Here is a 26,212-nt window from a genome sequence, read left to right on the forward strand (position 1 = left end):
GCGGGTCGACTCGCCACCGCTGCACTCATCGGGCCCCTCCTCGGATGTTGACACCAGGCATGACCGGTTTACGTGCCCGTAACCGTAGAGGTCCGGTGTTTCTGTCGTCAATAAAGAAAATCGTTCGATCAGCGCAAATATCGGCGCTCGGTCCCGTACGGACGTGACGGGCGGCGCACCGCGAGGGGTTCTGGCGAGGGGAAGAAGCCGGGTCGAGGGGGCCTGGCGGACCGTTCCGCGGCTCGCGGGCCCGGCGGCGTGACCGCGCCGACCGGCGAGGCGACGGCCGCCTTGGCAACCTTGCTGACCTCGGAGAACAGCGGAATTCCGCGGCATCTTCCCGCGCGGTCGCCGACGCCTTCGCACTATCGCGGTCGCGAGGCTCTCAGGCCCCGGCGATGCGAAATCCATCCGATGATTCGCCGAGTGGTACGGGTGCGGCGGCGGCGCAAGAACCCCGTGTCGGCAGGGGCTCCCGGCACCCGCGACGGGTCGCGGGTCACGGGCGAGCCACAGGACCGGACATCAGCGGATATATCGCCCCATAGGCCCGTAATGCAGCTTAGTGTACGCGAACGACATCTATAGGTGTTGATCAGGTCGAACCTCGCACGGCCGGGCAGATCGGCACCGAAAACAGCTACCCATAACGCCGAATTCACCCTTATAAGAAGCGATATTCAATGAGTCAACTGCATGGCCGATGCGTGGTAAAAGACTAAGTCATCAGATGATTTTTCGCCCAATTCATGCGCCTTTTAACGAACCCCTCCTTCTTTTCCGCAGATGGCATCAGAGGTGCCGTCTCTCCGCGCAGAGCGGAAGGCGTTCACGCGCCTTCACTCGGCATGAAAACCACGAACCCGACCATTGACAACGCGTCAACACGCCATACGCCCAGAAACCGGTCCCACGGCCTGTTCTCACGCGGCGGCGATGACCGAAACCCCCGGAGCGTGGCCCGGCGGGGCCGCCTGGAGCGAAGGCTCGTCGGAGGCGGTCGTTATCGTGTCAGCTCTGCCTCTTCGACGGCGCCGGGTCAGGCGCCGTCGAAGGCTGACCCTCCACCCTTGACAAGGAGCCCTGATGCATGACGACCGCGACCTCGTGGAAGCCCGCCTCCGGCGGGTGCTGGACGAGCGCATCCGCCCGGCGGTCTACCCCGAGTCCGTGCCGTTGAAGGTCGGTGTGTGGAACGCGCTGGGTGAGCCCGTACCGGTTGCCGAGGGTCTTGCGGCGACGCCCGAGCCGATAGCGGTGGGCGACGCGTGGGGCGCGCCGTGGGGCACGAGCTGGTTCACCGTCACCGGCACGGTGCCGCACGAGTGGGCGGGCAAGACCGTGGAAGCCCTGCTCGACCTTGGCTTCGACGAGAGAAAGCCGGGTTTCCAGTGCGAGGGGCTGGTCTACCTCCCCGACGGCACCCCGGTGAAGGGCCTCAACCCGCGCACGCAGTGGGTGCGCGTGGGAGCCCCCGCCGCCGGTGGCGAGCAGGTAGAGCTGCGCGTCGAGGCCGCCTCCAACCCGGAGATCTTCGGCCCGGTCCCGTGGCGGCCGACGCAGCTCGGCGACACCGAGACGGCGGGCAGCGAGCCGCAGTACCGCATCGCCCGCATGGACCTCGCGGTCTTCGACGAGACCGTCTGGCAGCTCGTGATGGACCTCGAAGTGCTGGGCGAGCTCATGGTGGAGCTGCCCGCCGACAGCGGCCGCCGCGCCGAGCTGCTGCGGGCGGTCAACCGCGCGCTCGACGCGGTCGACCTGCAGGACGTCAACGCGACGGCGGCGGCCGCCCGCGCCGAGCTCGCCGGGGTGCTCGCCGCCCCGGCGAACGCGTCGGCGCACCGCGTCAGCGCGGTCGGCCACGCGCACATCGACTCGGCCTGGCTGTGGCCGCTGCGCGAAACCGTGCGCAAGGTGGCCCGCACCGCCGCCAACATGACGGCGCTCCTCGACGACGAGCCCGACTTCGTGTTCGCGATGTCGCAGGCGCAGCAGTGGGCCTGGATCAAGGAGCACCGCCCCGAGGTGTGGGCGAAGGTCACCAAGGCGGTGGCCAGTGGCCGGTTCGTCCCGGCGGGCGGCATGTGGGTCGAGTCCGACACGAACATGCCCGGCTCCGAGGCGATGGCCCGGCAGTTCGTGCACGGCAAGCGGTTCTTCATCGACGAGTTCGGCATCGACAACGACGAGGTGTGGCTGCCCGACACGTTCGGGTTCGCGGCCGGCCTGCCGCAGATCATCAAGGCGGCCGGGTCGAGCAGGCTGCTCACCCAGAAGATCTCGTGGAGCCAGACCAACACCTTCCCGCACCACACGTTCCTGTGGGAGGGCATCGACGGCACCCGCGTCTTCACGCACTTCCCGCCGGTCGACACGTACAACTGCTCGATGACCGGACGCGAGCTCGCGCACGCGGCGCGCAACTTCAAGGACAAGGGCGTCGCGCGCCACTCGCTCGCCCCGACGGGATGGGGCGACGGCGGCGGAGGCACCACGCGCGAGATGGTCGCCAAGGCCGCGCGGGTGCGCGACCTGGAGGGCTCGCCCCAGGTCACCTGGGAGCCGCCGTCGGCCTTCTTCGCCAAGGCCGAGGCCGAACACCCCAACCCGCCGGTCTGGGTCGGCGAGCTCTACCTGGAGCTGCACCGCGCCACCCTCACCAGCCAGGCCCAGACCAAGCAGGGCAACCGCCGCAGCGAGTCGCTGCTGCGCGAGGCCGAGCTGTGGGCCGCCACCGCCGCCGTGCGCGCCGGGGCGCCCTACCCGTACGCGGAGCTCGACCGGATCTGGAAGACGGTGCTGCTGCACCAGTTCCACGACATCCTGCCCGGCTCGTCGATCGCGTGGGTGCACCGTGAGGCGCGCCGCACGTACGCGGCCGTGGCCGAAGAGCTGAACGCCGTCATCGACACCGCCCAGCGGGCCCTCGCGGGCGAGTCCACCGGCGGCGAGCTGGTCTTCAACGGGGCCCCGCACGCCCGTCACGGGGTCGCGGCCGGCGCCGCAGGACCGGCCGTCCCCGAGGCGGCGACGACCGTGCGCCCCCGCGAGGAGGGCGGCTACGAGCTCGACAACGGGCTGCTCAGGGTCGAGATCGACGCTCGCGGCCTGGTCGTCTCGGCCTACGACCTGACCGCCGGGCGCGAGACGCTGCCGCGCGGCCGGGCGGCCAACCTGCTGCAGCTCCACCCCGACCTGCCCAACCAGTGGGACGCCTGGGACGTCGACTCGTTCTACCGCAACACGGTCACCGACCTGGTGACGGCCGACGAGGTGCGCCTCGAGGGCGCGTCGGTGCGGGTCTCGCGGTCGTTCGGCGCGTCGAGCGTGACGCAGCTGCTCACCCTGTCGGGCGGGCGGCTGGAGATCGCGACGGAGGTCGACTGGCACGAGACGGAGAAGTTCCTGAAGCTGGCGTTCCCGCTCGCCGTGCACGCCGACCGGTACGCCTCCGAGAGCCAGTACGGCCACACCTTCCGCGCCACCCACACCAACACGAGCTGGGAGGCCGCCAAGTTCGAGGCGTGCAACCACCGCTTCGTCCACGTGGAGGAGCCCGGCTGGGGCGTCGCGCTGGTCAACGACTCCACCTACGGCCACGACGTCACCCGTACCGTGGGCGAGGACGGCACCACCACGGTCGTGCGCGTCTCGCTGCTGCGCGCGCCGCGCTTCCCCGACCCCGAGACCGACCAGGGCGTCCACCGCTTCCGGCACGCGCTGGTGCCGGGCGCGACGATCGGCGACGCGGTCCGCGAGGGCTACTTCATCAACCTGCCCGAGCGCCGCGTGCCGGGTTCCGCCTCGGTGGAGCCCCTGGTCAGCGTGGACGACGACGCGGTGGTGGTGACGGCGGTCAAGCTGGCCGACGACGAGAGCGGCGACGTGGTCGTGCGCTTCCACGAGTCGCGGGGCGGCCGGGCGCGGGCGACGCTGACGCCCGACTTCCCGTTCACCGAGGTCGTCACCACCGACCTGCTGGAGCGCCCGACGGGCGAGGCGAACGGCGCGGACGGTGCCGTCTCCCTGACGCTGCGCCCGTTCGAGCTGGTCACGCTGCGCTTCAGGCGCGCCTGACGGGTGCGGCGGCTGGAGTCCGGGGCGACCCGGGCTCCAGCCGCGTGTGCGCCCGTGAGGGTCAGCAGGTGCGGAGCATGTTCAGCAGGGCCACCTTCTCCTTGGGGGTCACGAAGAGCCGGTAGTGGTGCTTCACGGTGATCCACGAGACGGCGTACCTGCACCAGTGGGCGCGCCGTTGCGGACGCCAGCTCTGCGGACCCTTCCCGCCCTTGGCCATGTTGGCCGAGTGGCTGACGGTGACCAGTTCGGGGCGGGTGAGGTCGTTGGCGAACGCGCGCCTCCTGGCCTCGCTCCACCGTTTGGCTCCCGACCGCCAGGCGTAGGAGAGCGGCACGACGTGGTCGACGTCCAGGTCCTTGACGCTCTTGAACCACTTGCCGTCGTACGGGCTGTACCACAGCCCCTCGACGGGATGACAGTCGGCGTTCTTGCGCACCTTGCGCGCGTCGCGGGCCAGCACGGTCTCCCGGGTGTTGCAGCTCCCCTTGTGCGGCGCCCAGCGGGGCTGGAAGCGCTCGCGGCTGTAGCCGTTGATGGATAACGCTCTGGCGACCTTCAGCCGGCTCAGCATGCGCTGGGCGAGGGCGGCGGACTGCGATCGCTTGCGGGAGTCGGCGGCCGACGGCGGCGCGGCGAGGACGGCGGTGATCGGGATGGCCATGAGGAGGAGTACGGCGACGTTAGCTGCCCGCCTCAAGAAGATCATGACTGATCCCTTACCCAGCGGCACCCGCGCCCATGGCGGCGAACCTCCCGGAGGCCACGGATCCAAGGCGCCCGCTCCCCCGCGGGACCTGTACTCTACAGCCCGTAGAGCAAGTGGTTTCGTGGCGAAGGGATGAAGGGTGCTGCGCTGGTTCCGGGTTGTGGCGGTGGCCGAGGCGTGCTCGTGGGCGGGCCTGCTGGTCGGGATGTTCTTCAAGTACGTGACCGAGACCGGCGAACTGGGCGTGAAGGTGTTCGGCCCGATCCACGGTGCGCTGTTCGTGCTGTACGCGCTCGGCGTGATCCTTTCGGCACGCGAGGCGGGGTGGAGCCGCGGCACCGTGGTGCTGGGCCTGGCCTGCGCCGTGCCTCCGTTCACCTCGGTGTGGTTCGAGCGCCGCATGGCGGCGCGCACGGCGGCCGCGCTCGCCTGACCCCACCGCGTCACGTACGCGGGGCTGCGGCCTCCAGGTCGGCGACGCTGCCCGACATGATGGTCCGTACGTGCTCGGTGACGTGTTCGATCGGCCAGTCCCACCAGGCCACCGCCAGCAGCCGGGCGATGTCCTCGGCGCCGTACCGGGTGCGAAGGAGCCGGGCCGGGTTGCCGCCGACGATGCCGTAGTCGGGCACGTCGGAGGTGACCACGGCGCCGGAGGCGACGATCGCGCCGTGCCCGATCCGCACGCCCGGCATCACCGTCACTCCGTGACCGAACCAGACGTCGTTGCCGACCACGGTGTCGCCGCGGTTCGGCAGGCCGGTGATCAGGTCGAAGTGCTCCGCCCACGACCCGCCCATGGTGGGGAAGGGGAAGGTCGAAGGGCCGTCCATGCGGTGGTTGGCGCCGTTCATGATGAACCGCACCCCTGTGCCCAGCGCGCAGAACCTGCCGATGCGCAGCTTCTCCGGCCCGTAGTGGTACAGCACGTTGCGCGTCTCGAACGCGGTCGGGTCGTCGGGGTCGTCGTAGTACGAGTACTCGCCGACCTCGATCAACGGCGAGGTGACCAGCGGCCGCAGCAGCACCACCCGTGGGTGCTCGGGCATGGGGTGCAGCACTGTCGGGTCGGCCGGGACGAGGGGCTTCACGGACGGTTTCCTCTCGGCCGACGGCGCCTGCTCGCCGCTAATGCGACAAGTTCTACATTAAGATGTCACGGACGCCGCCCGCAGAGCAAACCGGAGACGAGACGTTGACCTCCGAGCCTCCATCGCCGCCGCCCCGGCGCCGCCCGGGCGGCCGCACCAGCCGCATCCGTACGCAGGTGCTCGACGCGGTCCGCGCCGAACTCGGCGAGCGCGGATACGACGGGCTCACCCTGGACGCCGTCGCCGCCCGTGCGGGCGTCCATCGCGCCACGGTCTACCGGCGCTGGCGCGATGTCGGCGGCCTGCTCACCGACCTGTTCGAGGCGACGGGCGACGACGACTGGCAGCCCCAGGACACCGGCTCCCTGCAGGGCGACCTGGCGGCGCTCAACCACGAGAACCAGGCGGCCATGACCGCGCGTCCGTCGACGGCCGCGGCCCTGATCGCCGCCTCGTTCCGCTCCGAGGAGGCCGCCCGCGGCCTGCGGCGCCTCTGGGAGGACCGCTACGCGCGCTGCGAGGTGATCGTCAGCCGCGCCGTCCGCCGCGGGGAGCTCCCGCCGAACACCGACGCGCGGCGGCTGCTGCTCGCCGCGACCGCCCCGCTCTACCACCAGCTCGTCCTGCTCCGCATGCCACCGGACCCCGGCCTGCCCGAGCACGCGGCCAGGGCCGCCGCCCTGGCCGCGTCCGCCGGCGCCTTCGCCACGTCCCCCGCGGACGACGCCTGATCAGACGGCGGAGTCGAGGCGGGCGCGCTGGTCGCCGGTCAGCTCCAAATCCACGGCGGCGAGGTTCTCCTCCAGCTGCGCCACCGACGAGACGCCGGCCAGCGGGATCACCGGGAAAGCGCCGCCGATCTGCCAGGCCAGCACCACCTGGTTGAGCGTGGCCCCGCACTCCCGCGCGACCTCCCGCAGGACCTCCAGCCTGGCCGGGGTGCCGGGGTGCACGTAGTCGGGGGGCAGCTCCTTGTCCTGCCTGACGTACGCGCCGGACAGCAGCGGCGTGTACGCGACCAGCGTCAGGCCCGGCTCGGCCCGCAGATAGCCGAGCAGTTCGGCGCCCGCGTGCCCGAGGCTGCCGTCGGGGAAGAGCGCGCTCGGCACGTCGGCGCGCGGCCGCAGGTAGCTGTGCTGGTACTGCAGCACCTCGTACCCGGCGACCCCGGCGGCGGAGGCCAGCGCGCGGGCGCGTTCCACCCGCCAGATCGCGTGGTTGCTCACCCCGAGCAGCCCCACCGTGCCCTGCGCGACGAGCTCGCCGAACGCCCCGACCGTCTCGGCGGCCGGCGTCGCGTGGTCCTCGATGTGCGCGTAGAGCAGGTCGATCGTGTCCACGCCGAGCCGCTCCATGCTGCGTTCGGCGGACTCGCGGATCACCTTCGCCGACAGCCCCTCGGGGTTGTCGACGTAGCCGGTGCCCGGCGCGAGCGGTCGCGCGCCCAGCTTGGTGGCGATCACGACCTCCTCGCGCACGCCCCGGCTGCGCAGCCAGCGTCCGAGGAGCTCCTCGCTCTGCCCGCCCTGGCCGCCGTCGATCCAGAAGGCGTAGTTGTTGGACGTGTCGATGAACGTCCCGCCCGCCTCGACATAGCGGTCGAGCACGGCGAAAGCCGTCGATTCATCCGTCACCGAGCCGAACAACATCGCACCGAGGGCGAGGACGCTCACCTCGCGCCGCGTCGCCGGATCGGTGCCGATCGTCCGGTATTTCATGGCGTCTCTCCCATCATGGCCACGGACTGCCCTGCCAGAACCGGAGTCTGGTTGCTGGAGTGCGGTCCAGGTCAAGCGGGAAACGGCGCTCGCCTCCGGGATCGTCCGCAGCGAGAGCCGGGCTTCAGGCCGGGGAGCGCGTCAACCGGCCTGGGTCGCGCGTTCGCGAGCGGGCGGGCCTCCGGCGGCCGCGGCCGCGGCGACGACCCGGATGCGGCCCGGCTCGCAGCGAACTAATTTGTTGATCGCGCGCAGGTTGACGGGCGTGCCGGTCACCGGGCCTGGCCCGGTGATGGTCGCGTGCCGGGGGGCCTGTCCGGCGAACGCGACCTCGAGACGCCACGCGCCCCGCCAGAGGGTGACCAGGGTGCCCGACGGCCTGGGTGCGGTCTCGACGTCCCAGCCGTGGCGACGCGCGCGGCTGAAGAGCGCATGGGGATGCATCTGTTCGCCATCCTTCGTCATCAGGGACAGTGTTCGTGAACGTTCGTGAGTGACGTCTGCTTACCTGAGACGAGTGAAGTAGGCGAATCGGAACCATCTCGCGCCGAATTCGTGACCTAAGATCTTGGAGCTCCCGATCACGTCCGCTGTCGCGCCCGTACCACCGCCACCGGGCAGCGCGCGCGGCGCAGCACCCCGTGACTGACGGAGCCGAGCACCGCGGAGGCGACGCCGGTGCGGCCGCGCGAGCCCACCACCACGAGATCGGCCGCCCTGGACGCCTCGATCAGCGCCCCCACAGCGCTCCCCGGCACGAGCGACTCGACCATCTCGACCTCGGGGGCCTTCTCCTGCCAGAGCGCGAGGCGGGCCCCGACGTCGTCCGGGTGCGGGACAGGGACGGGGCCGTACCCGACGGGATGCGGGCTGAGGGCGGGATACCGGCTGCAGTGGAGCACGCGCAGCAGGGCGGAGCGGGCGAGCGCCTGCTGCTGCCCGTACGCCATCGCCGTGTCGGCGTCCGGGGAGCCGTCGTAGCCGACCACGACCTCACCGCGTTCCCTCTGGGGAAGCATCCGGACGACCACCAGCGGGCTGTCGGTGTGCCCGGCGAGCCCGAGCGTGACCGAGCCGAGCGCCAGCCCGTGCAACCGTCCCAGCCCCCTGCCGCCCACCACCAGCGTGTCGGCCGTCTCCCCCTCGGTGCGCAGCCTCTCGACCACCGCGCCGGTGGCCACGGCGGTGGAGACGTCGATGCCCGGCGCCAGCACCCGCGCCCGCGCCGCCGACTCGGCGAGCAGCTCCGCACGCCACTCCACCATCGTCACCCGCCCGCTGCGCGCGGTCGGCTCGGTCTCGGCCGCCCAGGGTTCACGCACGTGGACGAGACGCAGCGGCAGCCTCCTGCGCGCGGCGTCCTCAGCCGCCCAGCCCAGCGCGACCCGACCCGCCTCCGACCCGTCAACCCCCACGACAACTGCTCTCTCCACCCCATCCGACCTGCCCGAACGCCTCCCGGCCGAACATGCCGCCCACTTCCGGCGGCCGATCACGGGCTTTTCCTTCGGGGGGATCGGGCGTATGAACGAAGCAGTCGTCCGTGATCTCGGAGGTGATGGTGGATGCGCCGTCGGAGCGTGGTTCTGGCCGTTCTCGCGTTGTCCGCCGTGTTGGGGGCCTCCACGTCCGCCGGGGCGGTCGCCGACAAGCGGGGGGATCGGCCGTTACCCGGGTACTCGGTGGACAATCCGCCGATGGCGCCGGCGGTCGTGGACGGGCGGGAGAGCCGGGTGCTGCAGGGGGTTCACGAGCACGCCGCGTACACCATCGAGGTGCCGCCGCGCTGGAACGGCGACCTGGTGATGTGGGCGCACGGGTTCCGCGGCGAAACGCGGGTGCTCACCGTCGACCCGCCCGGGTACGGGCTGCGGCAGCGGCTGCTCGACCAGGGGTACGCGTGGGCCGCGTCCTCGTACTACGCCAACGACTACGACGTGCGGGCCGGGGTGCTCAGCACCCGTGCCCTCACCGAGCGGTTCGGGCGCGTGGTCGGCAAGCCGAAGCGGACGTACCTCGCGGGGGTGTCCATGGGCGGGCACATCGCGGCCCGCTCGATCGAGGAGTACCCCGGCCATTACGACGCCGCCCTGCCGATGTGCGGCGCGATCGGCGACCACCAGCTGTTCGACTTCTTCCTCGACTTCCAGCTGGTGGCCCAGGACCTGGCGGACGTGCCCGCCTACCCGATCCCGGACGACTACGCGACCGCCGTGGTGCCGCGCATCCAGGAGCGACTCGGGCTGACCGGCACGGGGACGGGCAACGAGCTCGGGACGCAGTTCCGTGACGTCGTCGTCAACCTGAGCGGCGGCCCGCGTCCGGGGGGCGAGGCCGCCTTCGCGTACTGGAAGGACTTCCTGTTCGGGCTCGCCGGGCCGGACGGCGGCGGCACGCTGGCGCAGGAGCCCAGCCGGGTGGCGACGAACGTCGGCACCGACTACAGCCCCGACTCCCCCGTGAACGTCGACGCGAGCGTGCGCCGCGTACGGCCCGCGGCCCAGGCGGCGCGCAGGTCGCACGCGCTGACGCAGGTGCCCGCGGTCACCGGGCGGATCGACGTCCCCGTGCTGACGCTGCACGACCTGGGCGACAACTTCGTGCCGTTCTCCATGGAGCAGCACTACCGGGCGGACGTCTCCCGGCACGGGCGCGACAAGCTGCTCGTGCAGCGGGCGATCCGCGCGGCCGGGCACTGCGAGTTCAGCGACGCCGAGGTCGGGGCCGCCTGGGACGACCTGGTGCGCTGGCAGCGCGGCGGCCCGCGACCGGCCGGTGACGACGTGCGCGACGCCGCGACCGTGGCCGATCCGGCCTACGGCTGCCGGTTCAGCGACCCGGCCGCGTACGCCACCGGCACCCGCAGGCTCTTCCCCGCCTGCCCCTGACGGCTCACACCAGGAACAGGCCGGAGCAGGCGGAGGCGGCGGCGTCCGCGTCCCCGGCGACGACGGCGCGTGCGAGCAGCGCCAGGCGGTCGGCCTGGACGCGGTCGTCCTCCAGCGGGGCGGCCTCGGCGAGGAGGTCGTCGAGCTCCGCCAGCAGGCAGGGGCCGGTCAGCCGGCGCAGGCATCGCCAGGTGTCGGAGAAGCGGACCGGAGAGCCGTCCGCGTCGAGCAGGGCGAGCCGCAGGCTCCGGTCGGGGTGTCGCGCCGCGCTGCGCGCGAGCCCGGCCATGACGGCCTCGCGGGCGCGGGCGATCTCGACGGGATCGCGGCCCGCCCATAAAGCGGCAGGCGACGGGCCGTCGTCGGTCATCGGCTCGAGGATCACGGCCCCGTTGCCGTGCTGCACCTCGACCTTGCCCTGGACCTCGAGCGCCACGAGGGCGCGGCTGAGGGAGGAGCGGCTCACCCCGAGCTCGGCGGCGAGCAGGCGTTCCGGCGGCAGGCGGTCGCCGGGCGACAGCCCCTGTGCCTCGATGAACCGGGCGATGTGGTCGGCCAGCTGCACGTAAAGGCGGGGCCGCTGCAGGCGCTCGGGGAACGCGGAGGTCTGCGGGCGCTTCTTGGTCACGGCCGTCAGTCTATTGACATGACCTGCCAGAGGAGCAGAGGCTAGGCCAATCCGGGAATGTATCCGTAACCGGACGGTAACGACATACCCCCCCGAGGAGCTGCCATGTCAGCGGAAGTCATCGCGCTGATCGTGCTCGTACTGGTGTTCCTGATAGCGACGATCCGATCGATCAACATGGGCGCGCTCGCGCTCGTGGCCGCTTTCATCGTGGGGACCACGGTGTTCGGCGTCGAGGTCGGAGACGTGATCGGTGGCTTTCCCGGCAACCTGTTCGTCATCCTGGTGGGCGTCACGTACCTGTTCGCGCTCGCCAAGACGAACGGCACCGTGGACTGGATCGTGCACCGGGCGGTGGTCGCGGTACGCGGCCGCGTCGCGCTGATGCCGTGGGTGATGTTCCTGGTCTGCGCGGCCATCACCGCCATCGGCGCGGCCAGCCCGGCCGCGGTGGCCATCGTGGCCCCGGTGGCGATGGGCTTCGCGGCCCGTTACCGGATCAACCCCGTGATGATGGGGATGATGGTCGTGCAGGGCGCGACCGCCGGGAGCTTCTCCCCCATCGGCATCTTCGGCGCGATCACCAACGGCGTCGTCGACCAGAACCACCTGGCGGGCAGCCCGGCCGTGCTGTTCGGCGGCGCGCTGGCCGCGTGCGCGCTCATCGGCCTGGTCAGCTTCGTCTCCCTCGGCGGCCGCGAGCTCGTGCAGCGCGACCGCGAGTCGGCGAGGGCCGCCGTCGCGGCCGGTGTGCCCGCGTCCGGTGTGCCCGCGTCCGGTGTGCCCGCGTCCGGCGTGCCCGCGTCCGGCGGTGGTGGCTCGGCCGGTGGCGGCGTCCAGGACGACGTCCTGGACGAGAGCGCGCTCCGCCTCGACGCGCAGCGGACGCTCACGCTGGTCGGCCTGCTGGTGCTGGCGGTGGGCGCGCTCGTCTTCGACCTCGACATCGGTTTCCTGGCCCTCGCGGTGGCGGTCGTCCTGACGCTGATCTTCCCCTCCGCCGCCCGCGGCGCCGTGGACAAGATCAGCTGGGGTACGGTGCTGCTCGTCGGCGGCATCGTCACGTACGTCACGCTGCTGCAGGACCAGGGCACGGTGAAGTGGCTCGGCGACGGCGTCGCCCAGGTCGGCGCCCCGCTGCTGGCCGCGTTCCTGATCTGCCTCATCGGCGCGGTGGTGTCCGCGTTCGCCTCGACCACCGGCATCCTCGGCGCGCTCATCCCGCTCGCGGTGCCGTTCCTGCAGACCGGGCAGGTCGGCACGATCGGCCTGATCACGGCGCTGGCGATCTCGTCCTCGGTGGTCGACTGCAGCCCCTTCTCCACCAACGGCGCCCTGATCGTGGCCAACTCCGAGGTGGCCATCCGGGACGACGTGTTCCGGCGGCTGATGACCTGGGGCATGACGATCATGGTCGTCGCGCCCCTCGTGTGCTGGCTGGTGCTGGTCGTGCCGGGCGGCCTGTCGTGAGCGCGGGTACGGGCCCGCTGGCCGGTTACGTCGTCCTCGACCTGACCAGGGCGCTCGCCGGGCCGCACGCCGGGATGATGCTGGGCGATCTCGGGGCGCGCGTCATCAAGGTCGAGCAGCCCGGCACGGGCGACGACACCCGCGGGTGGGGGCCGCCGTTCGTCGGCTCGGAGTCGACGTACTTCCTGTCGTGCAACCGCAACAAGCAGTCCATCGCCCTCGACCTGAAGGACGGGCAGGACCGCGAGACGTTCGAGGCGCTGGTCGCCAGGGCCGACGTCCTGCTGGAGAACTTCCGCGCCGGGGTGCTCGACCGGCTCGGCTTCAGCACGGCGCGCCTGCGGGAGCTCAACCCGCGGCTGGTGGTGCTGTCCATCACCGGGTTCGGGCACGACGGGCCCGAGGGCGGGCGGGCCGGCTACGACCAGATCGCCCAGGGCGAGGCCGGGCTGATGTCGCTGACCGGCTCAGGACCGGACGACCCGCAGCGGGTCGGGGTGCCGATCGGCGACCTGCTGGCCGGCATGTACGGCGCGTTCGGCGTGGTGTCGGCGCTGCTGGAACGCGAGCGGACGGGCCGCGGGCAGGTGGTGCGCACCTCGCTGCTGGCCGGCATCGTCGGCGTGCACGCCTTCCAGGGCACCCGCTGGACCGTCGCCGGCGAGGTCGGCCGCGCGCAGGGCAACCACCACCCGTCCATCGCGCCGTACGGGCTGTTCCGCTGCAAGGACGGCCACGTGCAGATCGCGGTCGGCAGCGAGAGCCTGTGGCAGCGGTTCTGCGCGGGCTTCGGGCTCGACCCGCGGGAGCCCGGCCTGGCGCTGAACGCCGATCGCGTGGCGGCCGGGCCGCGCCTGGTCGAGCGGATCGAGGCCGTCTTCGCCGCGTACGCCGCCGAGGACCTGCTGGAGCGGCTGTCGGAGGCCGGTGTCCCCGCCGGGCGGGTACGAAACCTGCAGGAGGTGTACGACTGGCCGCAGACCCGTTCGCAGGGGCTGCTCGTCGACGTCGAGCACGAGAGCCTCGGCCCGCTCACGCTGCCCGGGCCGCCCCTGCGGTTCTTCGACCCGGCCGGGCCTGACGGCGAGGTCGAGACCACCAGGACCGAGCACGCCGCACCTCCCGTCCTGAACGCCGACGAAGAGGAGATCCGCAGGTGGCTGACAGGCTGAGCGCACGCGAACTGGTCGATCTCGTCCTCGACGACGGCTCCTGCCGCAGCTGGGACCGCCCGCTGGGCGGCACCGGCGATCCCGAGCTGGCCGCCGCCCGGCAGCGGACCGGCCTGGACGAGGCGGTGATCACCGGCGAGGGGACGCTGCGCGGCCGCCGGGTGGCGTTCGTCGCCTGCGAGTTCGGGTTCCTGGCGGGCTCGATCGGGGTGGCCGCCGCCGAACGATTGGTGGCCGCCGTCGACCGGGCGACCGCGGAGCGGCTGCCGCTGCTCGCCGCGCCCGCCTCGGGAGGCACCAGGATGCAGGAGGGCACCGTGGCGTTCCTGCAGATGGTGAAGATCACGGCTGCGGTCGCCCGGCACAAGGCGGCCGGGCTGCCCTACCTCGTCTACCTGCGCCACCCCACGTTCGGCGGCGTGCTGGCCTCGTGGGCCTCGCTCGGCCACCTCACGGCGGCCGAGCCGGGCGCGATGATCGGATTTCTCGGCCCGCGCGTCTACCAGGCGCTGTACGACCGGCCGTTCCCCGAAGGGGTGCAGGTCGCCGAGAGCCTCGTGCGGCACGGGATCGTCGACGCCGTGGTGCCGCCGGGGGAGCTGGCCGAGGTCGCCGACCGGGCGTTGCGCGTGCTGCTGGCGCCGCCGCCCGCCGCTCCTGGCGCCTCCCCTGCGCAGGAGCGGCTGCCGGACGGCCCCGCCTGGCGGTCGATCACCATCTCGCGGCGGGCCGACCGGCCGGGTGTCCGCGAGCTGCTGCGGCACGCCGCCTCCGACGTCGTACGGCTGAACGGCACGGGGGCCGGGGAGGCGGACCCGGCGCTGCTGCTGGCGCTGGCCCGCTTCGGCGGCGCGTCGTGCGTGCTGCTCGGCCAGGACCGCCGTGCCCAGGCCGACACCGGTCCGCTCGGTCCGGGGGCGCTGCGCGCGGCCCGGCGCGGCATGCGGCTGGCCGGCGAGCTGGGGCTGCCGCTGGTCACCGTCGTCGACACGCCCGGCGCCGCCCTGTCGCCCGAGGCGGAGACGGGCGGGCTGGCAGGCGAGATCGCCCGGTGCCTCGCCGACCTGGTCACCCTGGACACGCCGACGCTCTGCCTGCTGCTCGGGCAGGGCGGCGGGGGCGGCGCGCTTGCGCTCGTCCCGTGCGACCGGGTGCTCGTCGCCCAGCACGGGTGGCTGTCGCCGCTGCCGCCCGAGGGGGCCAGCGCGATCGTGCACCGGGACGTCGAGCACGCCGCGCAGGTGGCGGAGCTGCAGGGCGTGCGTTCGGCCGACCTGCTCGCCGGCGGCCTCGCCGACCGGGTCGTCGCCGAGCACCCGGACGCCGCGGACGAGCCGCGGGCGTTCTGCGTGCGCGCCGGACGCGAGGTGGCCCGCGAGCTCGCTGCCCTGCTGCACACGCCCCGCTCGGAGCTGCTCGCCCGGCGGCTGCACCGCTACCGCGCGCTCGGCACCTCCCTCGACCCGCGCCGTCCCGGTCCTGGCCTCTCGATCGGCGACGCGGTCGCCTGACCCGCGGCCACGCCCCGACCTGCCCACACGCTGACCCAGCCACGCCCCGGCCTGGCCACGGCCCTCACCCGGCCGCAGTTCGGCCCAGCCACGCTTCGGCCTGGCCGCACTTCGACAGGTGCGATTTCGTTAGATTTCCGGCATGACCGAAGGGCTGCGGGAACGCAAGAAGCGGCAGACGCGCCGGCGCATCTGCGAGGTGGCCACCGCCCTGTTCGTGGAGCGCGGGTTCGAGCAGGTCACGATCGCCGAGGTCGCCGCGGCGGCGGACGTGTCGGTGAACACCGTCTACAACTACTTCCAGGCCAAGGAGGACCTCGTCCTGCCGCCGGAGCAGGCGTCCCCCGAGCGGCTCGCCGACATGGTGCGGCGGCGCGGCCCCGGCGAGTCGGCCGCCCGGGCCGTCCTGGGGCGGCTCCGCGACGAGGTGCACCGCCGCGACCGCGTGCTGGGCCTGACCGACGGGTTCGGACGGGTCTACCGGATGATGCGAGCCGCCCCCACGCTGACCGCCCGGCTGGAGGAGCTCGGCGAGCAGATGACCGACGCGCTCTCCGCCGTCCTGGCCGAGGAGACCGGCGCCGGGCCTGACGCTCCCCTCCCCCGCGCGGCGGCCGCTCAGCTGGGCGCCGTCCACGCCCTGGTCCTCAGGGAGATCGGCAGACGCGTCGCGGCGGGAGAAGGCCCGGACGCGACAGCCCGGGCGCTGCTGGAACTTCTCGACGCCACCGAGGACCTGCTCGGAGAACGCCTTCTCACCTATGCGGCACGAAAGGACCGGCCGGGTCCTGGATGACGATTCCCGGCACGTTCCAGAACGTCGCGCGACGTCGGCCCGCCATCGGATCTTGAAGGCCCCTCACCGACCCCCGACGCCTTTTGTGCGTCGGACTCGGGGAACGGAGCGAAACTTTTCGCGCCCGCGCGCATTCGCTCCGAATTCGCATTCGAAACCTACGGAATCCGTACTTTGCCGCGCTTCGCTGCGCGAAATCCGGAAGCTCGCGGTCGAGCGGAGCGCACACCCCACAGCAGCACTCCGGTCGGCGGGCGCGGGCGTCACCACCGCGGTCGCCGACGCCCGTAATGATCATGAAACGGGACGGCGCCGCAGCTGCCGACAGGGGGTGCCCAGGCCCGGCATCCGGGCCAGACCACACGCGACGCGGACATTACGGGCGTATTGCCCAATGGTTTCGGCATGCCCCAAAAGGGACCTCAAGGACACATAGCCGTAACTATGCACCATTTATCGCGACATGGCACGATCCACTGAAAAGAATGACGTTCCGGAACTGCAGAAAGAGCCGGAAGGCGCGCACACCGAAGAAGGGGCCCGGAGTTTCGGCCACCTGATGGTTGCCGCAAACCATGGCACAAAACCCCCCTCCCTGTCTACCGTCACCCCTCATCAAGTGGATCTATCTCGATTTCGCCATTACGGATCGGACAGCTGTCGATACCAACTCCGTAACACCGGGGTTCTGTCTATTCAATCGAAACATTGGTCAATGATCCTATTCCGCACTAACTAGCAGCGTCGACGCTAGTTCGGACAAAGGAGACCTGTCGTGTCCCACAGGCGGAGACTTGGGAGATTAGTCGCAGCGGTAGCGGGAGGATCGCTCCTGCTGTCGGCTTGCGCGCAGAGCGGCGGAGGGACGAGTGAACCCTCAAGCTCCGCCTCTCCCGCCGGCACGGCCCAGACCATCACGTACGCCGGTGAGCAGGAGTTCAACTCCTACAACAGCATCTCGGTGAACAACCTCGTCAACAGCGCGGCCATGCAGCGGGTGCAGGCCGGGTTCTGGTACTACGGCGAGAACGGGGAAGTCACCCCCGACAAGGACTTCGGTACCTACCAGAAGACCGCCGACTCGCCGCTGACCATCGAGTACGAGTTCAACGCCAAGGCCGTCTGGTCGGACGGCACCCCCATCGACTGTGACGACGCGATGCTCTACTGGGCCGCGAAGTCCGGCAAGATCAAGGGCTTCCAGGTCGACGGCACCACCGGCGTCGAGCTGACCAAGGTGCCCGACTGCAACGCCGGGGACAAGAAGTTCGTCCTCGAGTACTCCGAGCCGTTCGCCGACTGGCAGAGCAACGGCCCCGGCGCCACCAGCGTGCTGCCGGCCCACGTCGCGACCAAGGCCGCCGGCATGAGCGAGGCCGACTTCATCGCCGCGGTGAAGGCCCAGGACGCCGACAAGCTGGCGGGGGTCATCAAGTTCTACAACGAGGGCTGGACCATCGACGGCGGCCTGAAGGACATGTCGCTCTACCCGGCCTCCGGCCCGTACAAGATCGCCTCGATGGCCCCCGGCCAGTCGCTGACGCTCGCCGCCAACGACAAGTGGTGGGGCACCCCGGCCGCGACGCCGAACATCGTGCTGCGCGTCATCTCGCAGGAAGAGCAGGCGCAGGCGCTGCAGAACCGTGAGGTCAACCTCATCGAGCCGCAGCCCAACCCCGACCTGCTGGCCCAGCTCGAAGGCATGCAGGGTGTCACCGTGAAGACCGGTGACGCCTACACCTACGAGCACCTGGACTTCAACTTCGACTCCAGCGAGTTCAAGGACAAGCGGCTGCGCCAGGCGTTCGCCAAGTGCGTGCCCAGGCAGCTCATCGTGGACAACCTGATCAAGCCGCTGGCCCCGCAGGCCCAGGTGCTGCAGGTCCGCAACGTGCTGCCGTTCCAGCCCGACTACAACACCGTCGTCCAGGGCAGCGGCGCCGAGGCGTACGCCGACGTGGACATCGAGGGCGCCAAGAAGCTGCTCGAGGAGGCCGGCAAGGTCGGCATGGAGGTCAAGCTCGGCCACAACGAGCCCAACCCGCGTCGTACCCAGGAGACGCAGCTGATCGCCGACTCCTGCGGCAAGGCCGGCTTCAAGGTCGTCGACGGCGGCGCCGAGACCTTCTTCGAGGCCGGGGGCGCGCTCGGCACCAACGGCTACGACGTGGCGCTGTTCGCCTGGACCGGCTCGTCCGAGGTCTCCGGCTGGAGCTCGACCTACAGCACGCCGAAGGAGTGCTCCGAGAACGGCAAGGAGAACAACAACGGCTGCTACTCCAACAAGGAGGTCGACGACCTCATCAAGCAGCTGAACGCCGAGGTCGACACGACCAAGCACCCGGGCCTGATCGCCCAGATCGAGAAGGTCCTCTGGGACGACGTGGCCACGATCCCGCTGTTCGCCCACCCGAACCTGCTCGCGTGGGACGAGAAGCTGCAGAACATCGTTCCCAACCCGGCCCAGTCGTCGGTGACGTGGAACATGGACAAGTGGACCCTGGCGTCATAGCCGTCCGATAAATCGAACCATCGGCATGGGCCGGGGAGTCACCGCTCCTCGGCCCGTGTGCAAAGGACTCCTTTGCTATGAACCTAGGGAGTACTGAGTGATCGCCTTCATCGTCAGAAGACTGGTCACCTCCTTCTTCGTCCTGCTGGCCGCCACCATGGTCATCTTCGGACTGACATCGATCGCCGGCGACCCGCTGGCGGACCTCCGCGAGCTGCCCGGCGCGGACGGCGAGCGGAGGATGGCCGACCGGATCGAGCGGATGCACCTCGACGATCCTGTCTGGCTCCGCTACCTGAACTGGCTGACCGGCCTCTTCCGCGGCTACCTGGGCGTCAACCGTGACGGCCAGGACGTGGGCGTCATGCTCGGCGACGCCCTGTCGGCCACGCTCCAGCTCGTGCTCGCCGCCACCGTGCTCGCCGTCGTCATCGGCGTCTGCGTGGGCATCATCTCGGCGCTGCGGCAGTACAGCTCCTTCGACTACGGGGTCACCCTCGCCGCCTTCGTCTGCTTCTCGCTGCCCCTGTTCTGGGTCGCGGTGATGCTCAAGCAGTACATCGCCATCTCGTTCAACGACTGGTTACGCGACCCCGCCATCCCGCCCACCGTCATCGTCGTGCTCGCACTGATCGCCGGCCTCATCTGGGCCGCGATCGCCATCGGCGACCGGAAGGTCAAGCTCATCGCGTTCGGCGCGGGGGCCGCCATCACCGCCGTGATACTCACGCTGCTCTCCGTGACCGGCTGGTTCGCCGATCCGGGCATCGGCCTGATCGGCCTCGCGATCCTCGCGGGCGGCACCGCGGTCGGGCTGAGCATGCTCATCTCCGGGCTGCAGTACCGCGGCCCCCTCTACGCGGCCCTGGCCGCCGCGGGGCTCGGCGTGCTGCTGTCGGAGATCCTCACCCCCGTCCTCGCCGACCCCAGCTGGGCCGAGATCTTCGGCCTCGCCCTGGCGACGGTGATCATCTGCATCGCCCTCGGGTACGGGCTCGGCGGCCTGCTCCGTCAGCAGGCGATCACCGGCGCCGTGCTCACCGGTCTCATCACCGGCGGGCTGATCTTCGTCGACCGCCTGCTGCAGTCGTTCGCCTCCTACAGCGACATGGTCCGCGGCAGGCCGATCTCCACGATCGGCGCGGGCACCCCCAACTTCAAGGGTGACTTCTGGCAGACCAACCTGGACTCCGCCGGTCACCTGCTGCTGCCGAGCATGGCCCTGGTCCTCATCTCGCTGGCCACCTACACCCGTTACAGCCGCTCCAGCATGCTCGAGGTGATGAACCTCGACTACGTCCGCACCGCGCGGGCCAAGGGACTGCCGGAGCGCACGGTGATCACCAAGCACGCCTTCCGCAACGGCATGATCCCGATCACCACGCTGATGGCCGTCGACTTCGCCTCCGTGATCGGCGGCGCGGTCGTGACCGAGAACGTCTTCGGCTGGCAGGGCATGGGCACCCTGTTCACCACGGGGCTGCAGCAGGTCGATCCCGCTCCCGTGATGGCCTTCTTCATCGTCTCGGGGACGGCGATCGTCGTCTTCAACATGCTGGCCGACATCGTCTACGCCTATCTCGACCCGCGGATCAGGCTGTCGTGAAGGAGAACCACTCATGACGATCAGTGCCTCCGCATCAGGAGCCGCCCAGGGCATGACCGTCGTCGCGCGCACCCAGGGCCAGATGGTCCGCCGGCGTTTCTTCCGGCACCGCGCGGCGCTCATCGGCATGTTCGCCTTCGGCTTCGTCATCCTGCTGGCGTTCAGTTCCATCGGGTTCGGGCCCATCCCCGGCTGGTGGGACAAGACGTACCTCACCACCGGGTCCCTGGTGAACCAGGGCCGGCCGACGCTCAGCGTGGTGCCGGAGTTCCTCGGCGGGGAGGGCATCCACCTCGGCGAGCACCCGTTCGGCCAGGACAACATCGGCATCGACTACTTCGCGCTGACCATGCGCGGCGCGCAGCAGTCGATCATCGTGGCGTTCATCGTCGCCATCGTGGCGACGTCGGTGGGAACGCTCGCCGGCGCTTTCGCCGGATATTTCAGGAAAAAGACTGAGTCGTTCATCATGCGCCTCACCGACGTGATGATCACCATCCCGATTCTGATCATCGCGGCCATCGTCGGACGCACGTTCGGCGACTCCGGCATCGTCATCCTCGCCATCTGCATCGGCCTGGTGACCTGGCCCATGCTGGGCCGGCTGGTACGCGGCGAGTTCCTGTCGCTGCGCGAGAAGGAGTTCGTCGAGGCGGCGCGCGCGGTGGGCACCTCCGCGAGCCGGATCATCTTCCGGCACGTGCTGCCCAACACCGTCGGCGTCATCATCGTCAGCGCCACCCTGGCCGTGGCCAACGCGGTGCTGCTGGAGTCGGCGCTGTCCTTCCTCGGCGTCGGCGTGCAACCGCCCGACGTCTCGCTCGGCCAGCTCATCGACACCTACCGCAGCGCCATGACCACCCGGCCGTGGCTGTTCTGGTGGCCTGGCGTCTTCATCATCGCGATCGCGCTGTCCATCAACTTCATCGGTGACGGCCTGCGCGACGCCTTCGACCCACGACAGACCCGGGTGCGTGCCTGATGACGACTTCCCCCAAGGAGATCCTCCGCGTCGAGGACCTCACCGTGGAGTTCCCCACCGAGGACGGCGTGGTCCACGCGGTCCGTGGCGTGTCGTACGCGCTGCACGAGCGCGAGGTGCTCGGCATCGTGGGCGAGTCGGGATCCGGCAAGTCGGTGTCCTCGCTCGCCGTCATGGGGCTGCTCCCCCGGGGCGCCCGCGTCCACGGCAAGATCCTCTATCGCGGTGACGACGTACTGAAGCTGCCCACCCGCAGGCGGCGGGCGCTGCGCGGCGGGAAGATCGCGATGATCTTCCAGGACCCGATGACGGCACTGAACCCCGTGCACACGATCGGCGACCAGCTCGCCGAGGCGGTGCTCGCGCACGGCCTCATACCGCGCAAGCAGGCGCTCGCCCGCGCCAAGGAGATGCTCGACCTGGTCGGCATCCCCCAGGCCGAGCAGCGGCTGCGCAGCTACCCGCACGAGTTCTCCGGCGGTATGCGGCAGCGCGCGATGATCGCCATGGCGGTCATCAACAACCCGGACGTGATCATCGCCGACGAGCCGACCACGGCTCTCGACGTGACCGTGCAGGCGCAGATCCTCGAGAAGCTCCTCGAGGTGAAGGACGCCGTCAACGCCGCGATCGTGCTGATCACGCACGACCTCGGCGTGGTCGCGGGCATCGCGCACCGGGTGCTGGTCATGTACGCCGGCAAGCCGGTCGAGATCGGCGACACCGACTCGGTCTTCTACCGGCCGCGCATGCCGTACACGGCCGGGCTGCTCGGGTCGATGCCGTCGCTGGAGACCTCGGGCGGACGGCTGCGGCCGATCGGCGGCGCTCCGCCGTCGCTGATCAATCTGCCGCCCGGGTGCCCGTTCTCGCCGCGCTGCCCGCTGGCCGACGCCACGTGCACGGCCGAGGAGCCGGCGCTCGGCGAGGCCGGTGAGGGCGGTCACCTCGCCGCCTGTCACCACTGGCGCGCGGTCGCCGAAGCACCCGATCCCACCGCACTGTTCCACATCGAGAGCGAGGCCGTCTCATGACCGCGCAGGAGCACCTGCTGGAGGTCAAGGACCTGGTGATGCACTTCCCCGTCCGCGGCTCCGGCCTGCTGCGCAAGACCGTCGGCGAGGTGCAGGCGGTCAGCGGGGTGTCCATGCACGTCGATCCAGGGGAGACCCTCGGTGTGGTGGGCGAGTCGGGATGCGGCAAGTCCACCACCGGCCGGGCCATCCTCCAGCTGCACCGGCCCACCTCGGGCTCCGTGCTGTTCGACGGCGACGAGCTGACCACCATGGCGCCCCGGCGGCTGCGGTCCGTACGGCGCGACATGCAGATCGTCTTCCAGGACCCGTACGCCTCGCTCAACCCGAAGCTGCCGGTCAACGACATCATCGCCGAGCCGCTGAAGGTCCACGGCAAGTGGAAGGACGACGGCCCGAAGCGGGTGGCGGAGCTGCTCGAGCTCGTCGGGCTCAACCCCGAGCACGGCAACCGCTACCCGCACGAGTTCTCCGGCGGCCAGCGGCAGCGCGTCGGCATCGCCCGCGCGCTTGCCCTGGAGCCGAGGCTGCTCGTCCTCGACGAGCCGGTGTCGGCGCTCGACGTGTCGGTGCAGGCGGGCGTGGTCAACCTGCTGGAGGACCTGCAGGACCAGTTCGGGCTGTCGTACATCTTCATCTCGCACGACCTGTCGGTCGTCCGGCACATCTCCGACCGGGTCGCGGTCATGTACCTCGGCAAGGTCGTGGAGACCGGCACGCGTGACGACGTGTACGAGCGGCCCGTCCACCCCTACACCCAGGCGCTGCTGTCGGCGGCCCCGATGGCCAACCCCAAGGAGGAGCGCCGCCGCCGGCGGATCATCCTCACGGGCGAGGTGCCGAGCCCGCTGAACCCGCCGAGCGGATGCAGGTTCCGCACCCGCTGCTGGAAGGCCCAGGACATCTGCGCCACCGAGGAACCGGAACTGAAGGACCGTGGCACCGGGCACCCGTCCGCCTGCCACTTCCCGGAGGTCAACACCGAGGTGGTGTGAGCCACGGAGGCGCCCCCGGCACCGATGATCACTCCGACCTGGCGGGGTGTTCGGTGTAGCCGAGGGCGCCTCCGCCGTAGAAGGTGGCGGGGTCGGGCTCGGCGACGGGAGCGTGATCCCGCCACCTTCGCACCAGATCGGGTTGGGCGATGAAGGCGCGGCCCACGGCGACGAGGTCGGCCTGGCCGCTCGCCACCCGCCGGCGGGCGGTGTGCTCGTCGGTCATGGGGTACCACCCGTCGTTGACGACGACCGGGCCGTCGAACCGGCGGCGGAGCTCCCGCAGCAGTGGCTCTTCCGGGTCGCCGATGGTGTGCAGGTAGGCCAGGCCCAGCGGGGCGATCCCGTCGAGGAGCGCCCGGTAGGTGGCGGCCGTCCCGGCCGGATCGTCCTCGATCGCGCCGTGCAGGTTCGCCCCCGGCGAGAGGCGGATGCCGACCCGCTCGCCGCCGATCGCGGCGGCCGTCGCCTCGGTCACCTCGATGACGAACCGGGCGCGGGCCGCGGCGGACCCCCCGTAGACGTCGTCCCGCAGGTTGGTCGAGGGCGCGAGGAACTGGTGCGGCAGGTAGCCGTTGGCCGCGTGCAGCTCGACGCCGTCCAGCCCTGCCGCCACCGCCGCGCGGGCCGCGCCGGCGTACTCCTCCGCCACGGCGGCCACCTCCGCCGTCCCCAGAGCTCTCGGTATCGGGTACGGACGGGCGCCTTCCGCGGTATGGATCGTTCCAGGGGCGGCGACCGCGCTCGGGGCGACGGTCTCGTTGCCGTCCTTGTTGGCCGGATGGGCGATGCGTCCCGTGTGCATGATCTGGGCGACGATGCGTCCGCCTTCCGCGTGCACGGCGTCGGCGACCGCGCGCCAACCCTCGATCTGCTCAGGCGTGTGCAGGCCGGGGGTGTTGGGGTAGCCCTGCCCTGCCGCGCTGGGCTGGACGCCCTCGGTGACGATGAGCCCCGCGGTGGCCCGCTGCCGGTAGTAGAGCGCGGTGATGTCGCGGGGCACCCCCGCCGCGCTCGCCCGGTTGCGTGTCATCGGCGCCATGACGATCCGGTTGGCGAGCGTCCACGCGCCGACGGTGACCGGGTCGAACAGATCCCGCATGACGAAATCCTTCCTCGTAGGTGTGCCACAGGGCCGGCGTGACCTGGGAAGGCTGTGCTCGGCCGGGCCCGAGACTGGCTCAGCGTCCGGCCGGGTCGCATGTTCTCTTGCCGCTCCGGCAAGTCGCGGGCGGCGTCACCACGTACGGGCCGCCCGCAGCAGCCGCTCGCGGACGAGCGTCACGTGCAGGCGTTCCGGCACGCCGGCGCGCTGGGCGAGGAAGCCGGTGTTGATGGGCGGGTCGTCGGGGTCGAGGAGCGCCACGAGCTCGCCGGCGGCCAGCTCGCCCGCGCACAGGTACCGGGGCAGCACGGTGATCCCGGCGCCGGCCGCCACGGCCGCCCTCACCCCGCGCAGGTCGGGCATGACCACGGCGGGCGACCTCGTGAGCCGCGTACGGAAGACGTGCCGCCAGTACCGGCGCACGATGGGCAGGTCCTCGGCGTAGGCGACCAGCGGGACGTCCTGCAGCGGGCCGGGGTCGTCGCAGGTGAGCGGGCCGATCCTGACGGCCCACGCGGGCGCGGCGACCAGCACGAACTCCTCGTCCATCATCGGCACGGCCACCACGGAGCGCCCGCGCGGCCGGATCGCCGACATCACGAGGTCGAACCGCCCCGCGCGCAGTCCGTCGAGCAGGTCGTCGGCCAGGCCGGTGGTGACCCGCAGCCGCAGCCCGCGCTCGACCAGCGGTGCCAGGGCGGGCAGCGCGCGGGTGCTCAGCACCTCGGCGGGGCCCGCGAGGTGCACCGGCTCCGAGATGTCGTCGCCGGGGCGGGCCCGTTCGGTCACCGCCGCGAGCTCGTCCATGGGGCCGGCGATCCGCGTGGCGAGTTCGGCGGCGACCGACGTGGGCGCGACGCCGCGCGGCAGCCGTTCGAACAGCTGACGGTCGAGTCGCGTCTCCAGCGCCCGGATCTGGCTGGTGACGGTCGGCTGCGACAGGCCGAGCAGCGCCCCGGCCGCGGTGAACGACCCGGCGCGGTAGACGGCGAGGAACGTCCGCAGGTGCATGAGGTCGAGCGGCCCGCCTACCCCGTAGGTATCAGAATCACTATGGGTCACAGTGCTCAGGCTATTGGCTGTCCTATGTGCCGGCCACCTACGATCGGGCCGTTCCCCCAGATGAGCGGCGTTGCGGCCGCCGTCGAAGAGCTATGGAAGGCACCCACTGATGGCCAGGATTCTTTTCGTGATGACCGCCTCCCGCCACTGGACGCTGGCGGACGGCACCGAGCACCCGACGGGCTTCTGGGCAGAGGAGTTCGCGGCTCCGTACCGCGCGTTCGTGGACGCGGGGCATGAGATCGTCGTCGCCACGCCCGGTGGGGTCGTGCCGCCCGTCGACCAGGTGAGCCTCTCCCCCGACGTCAACGGCGGCCTGGGAGGCGCGCGGGCGGTGGCCGCGACCCTGGAGGCGGCGGCCGAGCTGCGGCACCCGATCACGCTGGAGAGCGTGGACGTGTCCGCGTACGACGCGGTGTTCTACCCCGGCGGCCACGGCCCGATGGAGGACCTGTCGCGCGACGCCGACTCCGCCCGCGTCCTCGGCGAGGCCCTGGAGAGCGGCAGGACCGTGGGCCTGGTGTGCCACGGCGTGGCAGCGCTCCTCGCCACCGCACCGACCGGTGCTGCGGCCCCCTTCGCCGGATACCGGCTCACCGGGTTCAGCAGGGCGGAGGAGGAGCAGACCGGGCTCGCCGCGCGCGCCGAGTGGGTCCTCGAGGACCGGCTCGCCGCCCTGGGCGCGAGCTACTCGGCGGGCGAGCCGTGGGCGCCGTACGTGGTGGCCGACCGCAACCTGTACACCGGCCAGAACCCCGCGTCCTCGGCCGCGCTCGCCGCCGAACTGCTCAAGGCCCTGGCCTGATGGCCAGGGGACGACTCCTCGTCCCCGTTGTCGGCCGCGCTCACCACC

At 71.2% G+C, this 26,212-nt stretch carries 22 protein-coding genes; 14 read left to right on the top strand and 8 right to left on the bottom strand.

Annotated elements, in window-relative coordinates; translation table 11 throughout:
* Positions 1 to 1,086 precede the first annotated feature (1,086 nt).
* Positions 1,087 to 4,080 carry an alpha-mannosidase gene (locus BLR04_RS10540; RefSeq protein WP_090762161.1) on the top strand — a complete coding sequence of 998 codons (2,994 nt, stop codon included), beginning with the start codon at positions 1,087 to 1,089 and terminating at the stop codon, positions 4,078 to 4,080.
* Positions 4,081 to 4,141: 61 nt separating this feature from the next.
* Here BLR04_RS10540 and BLR04_RS10545 read toward each other — a convergent pair whose 3' ends face one another.
* Positions 4,142 to 4,789 (bottom strand): HNH endonuclease family protein, encoded by a 648-nt coding sequence (locus BLR04_RS10545; RefSeq protein ID WP_090762163.1) that lies wholly within the window; start codon positions 4,787 to 4,789, stop codon positions 4,142 to 4,144.
* Positions 4,790 to 4,928: 139 nt separating this feature from the next.
* Between BLR04_RS10545 and BLR04_RS10550 the strand changes: the two genes are divergently transcribed.
* Positions 4,929 to 5,222, top strand: coding sequence for a DUF3817 domain-containing protein (locus BLR04_RS10550; RefSeq protein WP_090762165.1), 294 nt, complete (start codon positions 4,929 to 4,931; stop codon positions 5,220 to 5,222).
* Between the two features lie 10 nt (positions 5,223 to 5,232).
* Here BLR04_RS10550 and BLR04_RS10555 read toward each other — a convergent pair whose 3' ends face one another.
* Complete coding sequence (locus BLR04_RS10555; RefSeq protein WP_090762322.1) at positions 5,233 to 5,838, bottom strand: CatB-related O-acetyltransferase; 606 nt, start codon at positions 5,836 to 5,838, stop codon at positions 5,233 to 5,235.
* Positions 5,839 to 5,984: 146 nt separating this feature from the next.
* Between BLR04_RS10555 and BLR04_RS10560 the strand changes: the two genes are divergently transcribed.
* Positions 5,985 to 6,611: a TetR/AcrR family transcriptional regulator gene (locus BLR04_RS10560; RefSeq protein WP_090762167.1), complete on the top strand. Its 627-nt coding sequence runs from the start codon at positions 5,985 to 5,987 to the stop codon at positions 6,609 to 6,611.
* Here the strand turns inward: BLR04_RS10560 and BLR04_RS10565 are convergent, their stop codons facing one another.
* The 3 genes from BLR04_RS10565 to BLR04_RS10575 form a co-directional block, all read right to left on the bottom strand.
* On the bottom strand, positions 6,612 to 7,598 hold the full coding sequence (locus tag BLR04_RS10565) for an aldo/keto reductase (RefSeq protein WP_090762169.1): 987 nt from the start codon (positions 7,596 to 7,598) through the stop codon (positions 6,612 to 6,614). It abuts the gene before it with no gap.
* 141 nt (positions 7,599 to 7,739) lie between these two features.
* Positions 7,740 to 8,042, bottom strand: a complete 303-nt coding sequence (locus BLR04_RS10570; protein WP_143022007.1) for a hypothetical protein — start codon at positions 8,040 to 8,042, stop codon at positions 7,740 to 7,742.
* Positions 8,043 to 8,179: 137 nt separating this feature from the next.
* Positions 8,180 to 9,013 carry a universal stress protein gene (locus BLR04_RS10575; RefSeq protein ID WP_245740162.1) on the bottom strand — a complete coding sequence of 278 codons (834 nt, stop codon included), beginning with the start codon at positions 9,011 to 9,013 and terminating at the stop codon, positions 8,180 to 8,182.
* A gap of 282 nt (positions 9,014 to 9,295) precedes the next feature.
* Here BLR04_RS10575 and BLR04_RS10580 point away from each other — a divergent pair, with 282 nt between their 5' ends.
* Complete coding sequence (locus BLR04_RS10580) at positions 9,296 to 10,486, top strand: hypothetical protein (RefSeq protein WP_218128809.1); 1,191 nt, start codon at positions 9,296 to 9,298, stop codon at positions 10,484 to 10,486.
* Between the two features lie 4 nt (positions 10,487 to 10,490).
* Here BLR04_RS10580 and BLR04_RS10585 read toward each other — a convergent pair whose 3' ends face one another.
* Positions 10,491 to 11,114, bottom strand: coding sequence for a FadR/GntR family transcriptional regulator (locus tag BLR04_RS10585; protein WP_090762177.1), 624 nt, complete (start codon positions 11,112 to 11,114; stop codon positions 10,491 to 10,493).
* A gap of 105 nt (positions 11,115 to 11,219) precedes the next feature.
* Here BLR04_RS10585 and BLR04_RS10590 point away from each other — a divergent pair, with 105 nt between their 5' ends.
* From BLR04_RS10590 to BLR04_RS10630, 9 genes are all read left to right on the top strand, one after another.
* On the top strand, positions 11,220 to 12,584 hold the full coding sequence (locus tag BLR04_RS10590; protein WP_090762179.1) for an SLC13 family permease: 1,365 nt from the start codon (positions 11,220 to 11,222) through the stop codon (positions 12,582 to 12,584).
* Positions 12,581 to 13,756, top strand: coding sequence for a CaiB/BaiF CoA transferase family protein (locus BLR04_RS10595; RefSeq protein WP_090762181.1), 1,176 nt, complete (start codon positions 12,581 to 12,583; stop codon positions 13,754 to 13,756). Before BLR04_RS10590 ends, BLR04_RS10595 begins: the two co-directional genes overlap by 4 nt.
* Positions 13,741 to 15,267: a carboxyl transferase domain-containing protein gene (locus BLR04_RS10600; protein ID WP_090762184.1), complete on the top strand. Its 1,527-nt coding sequence runs from the start codon at positions 13,741 to 13,743 to the stop codon at positions 15,265 to 15,267. Before BLR04_RS10595 ends, BLR04_RS10600 begins: the two co-directional genes overlap by 16 nt.
* Positions 15,268 to 15,409: 142 nt before the next feature.
* Complete coding sequence (locus BLR04_RS10605) at positions 15,410 to 16,063, top strand: TetR/AcrR family transcriptional regulator (RefSeq protein ID WP_090762187.1); 654 nt, start codon at positions 15,410 to 15,412, stop codon at positions 16,061 to 16,063.
* Positions 16,064 to 16,838: 775 nt separating this feature from the next.
* Positions 16,839 to 18,575 carry an ABC transporter family substrate-binding protein gene (locus tag BLR04_RS10610; protein WP_090762189.1) on the top strand — a complete coding sequence of 579 codons (1,737 nt, stop codon included), beginning with the start codon at positions 16,839 to 16,841 and terminating at the stop codon, positions 18,573 to 18,575.
* A 97-nt stretch (positions 18,576 to 18,672) separates the two neighbouring features.
* Entirely contained in the window at positions 18,673 to 20,181 is a 1,509-nt protein-coding gene (locus BLR04_RS10615; RefSeq protein ID WP_090762191.1) for an ABC transporter permease, read from the top strand.
* Positions 20,182 to 20,194: 13 nt separating this feature from the next.
* Positions 20,195 to 21,163 carry an ABC transporter permease gene (locus tag BLR04_RS10620; protein WP_090762193.1) on the top strand — a complete coding sequence of 323 codons (969 nt, stop codon included), beginning with the start codon at positions 20,195 to 20,197 and terminating at the stop codon, positions 21,161 to 21,163.
* Positions 21,163 to 22,197 carry an ABC transporter ATP-binding protein gene (locus tag BLR04_RS10625; protein ID WP_090762195.1) on the top strand — a complete coding sequence of 345 codons (1,035 nt, stop codon included), beginning with the start codon at positions 21,163 to 21,165 and terminating at the stop codon, positions 22,195 to 22,197. The genes BLR04_RS10620 and BLR04_RS10625 overlap by 1 nt, the downstream gene beginning before the upstream one ends.
* Positions 22,194 to 23,192: an ABC transporter ATP-binding protein gene (locus BLR04_RS10630; protein WP_090762197.1), complete on the top strand. Its 999-nt coding sequence runs from the start codon at positions 22,194 to 22,196 to the stop codon at positions 23,190 to 23,192. The genes BLR04_RS10625 and BLR04_RS10630 overlap by 4 nt, the downstream gene beginning before the upstream one ends.
* 28 nt (positions 23,193 to 23,220) lie before the next feature.
* On the opposite strand, the gene BLR04_RS10635 is transcribed toward BLR04_RS10630, so the two are convergent.
* Both BLR04_RS10635 and BLR04_RS10640 read right to left on the bottom strand, forming a co-directional pair.
* Positions 23,221 to 24,294 carry an alkene reductase gene (locus BLR04_RS10635; protein WP_090762199.1) on the bottom strand — a complete coding sequence of 358 codons (1,074 nt, stop codon included), beginning with the start codon at positions 24,292 to 24,294 and terminating at the stop codon, positions 23,221 to 23,223.
* A 135-nt stretch (positions 24,295 to 24,429) separates the two neighbouring features.
* Positions 24,430 to 25,308, bottom strand: coding sequence for a LysR family transcriptional regulator (locus BLR04_RS10640; protein ID WP_090762201.1), 879 nt, complete (start codon positions 25,306 to 25,308; stop codon positions 24,430 to 24,432).
* A gap of 160 nt (positions 25,309 to 25,468) precedes the next feature.
* Here BLR04_RS10640 and BLR04_RS10645 point away from each other — a divergent pair, with 160 nt between their 5' ends.
* Positions 25,469 to 26,164: a type 1 glutamine amidotransferase domain-containing protein gene (locus tag BLR04_RS10645; protein ID WP_090762203.1), complete on the top strand. Its 696-nt coding sequence runs from the start codon at positions 25,469 to 25,471 to the stop codon at positions 26,162 to 26,164.
* The last annotated feature ends 48 nt before the right edge of the window (positions 26,165 to 26,212 follow it).

Source organism: Nonomuraea maritima (assembly GCF_900100395.1).
In the GTDB taxonomy this organism is placed as follows: Bacteria; Actinomycetota; Actinomycetes; order Streptosporangiales; family Streptosporangiaceae; genus Nonomuraea; species Nonomuraea maritima.

Bases quoted from the DNA above. Each gene is read 5' to 3' on its own strand.
- BLR04_RS10580 (WP_218128809.1), top strand. From the start codon at position 9,296: ATGGCGCCGGCGGTCGTGGACGGGCGGGAGAGCCGGGTGCTGCAGGGG.
- BLR04_RS10635 (WP_090762199.1), bottom strand. From the start codon at position 24,294: ATGCGGGATCTGTTCGACCCGGTCACCGTCGGCGCGTGGACGCTCGCC.
- BLR04_RS10625 (WP_090762195.1), top strand. From the start codon at position 21,163: ATGACGACTTCCCCCAAGGAGATCCTCCGCGTCGAGGACCTCACCGTG.
- BLR04_RS10545 (WP_090762163.1), bottom strand. From the start codon at position 4,789: ATGATCTTCTTGAGGCGGGCAGCTAACGTCGCCGTACTCCTCCTCATG.
- BLR04_RS10640 (WP_090762201.1), bottom strand. From the start codon at position 25,308: ATGCACCTGCGGACGTTCCTCGCCGTCTACCGCGCCGGGTCGTTCACC.
- BLR04_RS10645 (WP_090762203.1), top strand. From the start codon at position 25,469: ATGGCCAGGATTCTTTTCGTGATGACCGCCTCCCGCCACTGGACGCTG.
- BLR04_RS10620 (WP_090762193.1), top strand. From the start codon at position 20,195: ATGACGATCAGTGCCTCCGCATCAGGAGCCGCCCAGGGCATGACCGTC.
- BLR04_RS10605 (WP_090762187.1), top strand. From the start codon at position 15,410: ATGACCGAAGGGCTGCGGGAACGCAAGAAGCGGCAGACGCGCCGGCGC.
- BLR04_RS10540 (WP_090762161.1), top strand. From the start codon at position 1,087: ATGCATGACGACCGCGACCTCGTGGAAGCCCGCCTCCGGCGGGTGCTG.
- BLR04_RS10630 (WP_090762197.1), top strand. From the start codon at position 22,194: ATGACCGCGCAGGAGCACCTGCTGGAGGTCAAGGACCTGGTGATGCAC.
- BLR04_RS10555 (WP_090762322.1), bottom strand. From the start codon at position 5,838: ATGCCCGAGCACCCACGGGTGGTGCTGCTGCGGCCGCTGGTCACCTCG.
- BLR04_RS10565 (WP_090762169.1), bottom strand. From the start codon at position 7,598: ATGAAATACCGGACGATCGGCACCGATCCGGCGACGCGGCGCGAGGTG.
- BLR04_RS10590 (WP_090762179.1), top strand. From the start codon at position 11,220: ATGTCAGCGGAAGTCATCGCGCTGATCGTGCTCGTACTGGTGTTCCTG.
- BLR04_RS10570 (WP_143022007.1), bottom strand. From the start codon at position 8,042: ATGCATCCCCATGCGCTCTTCAGCCGCGCGCGTCGCCACGGCTGGGAC.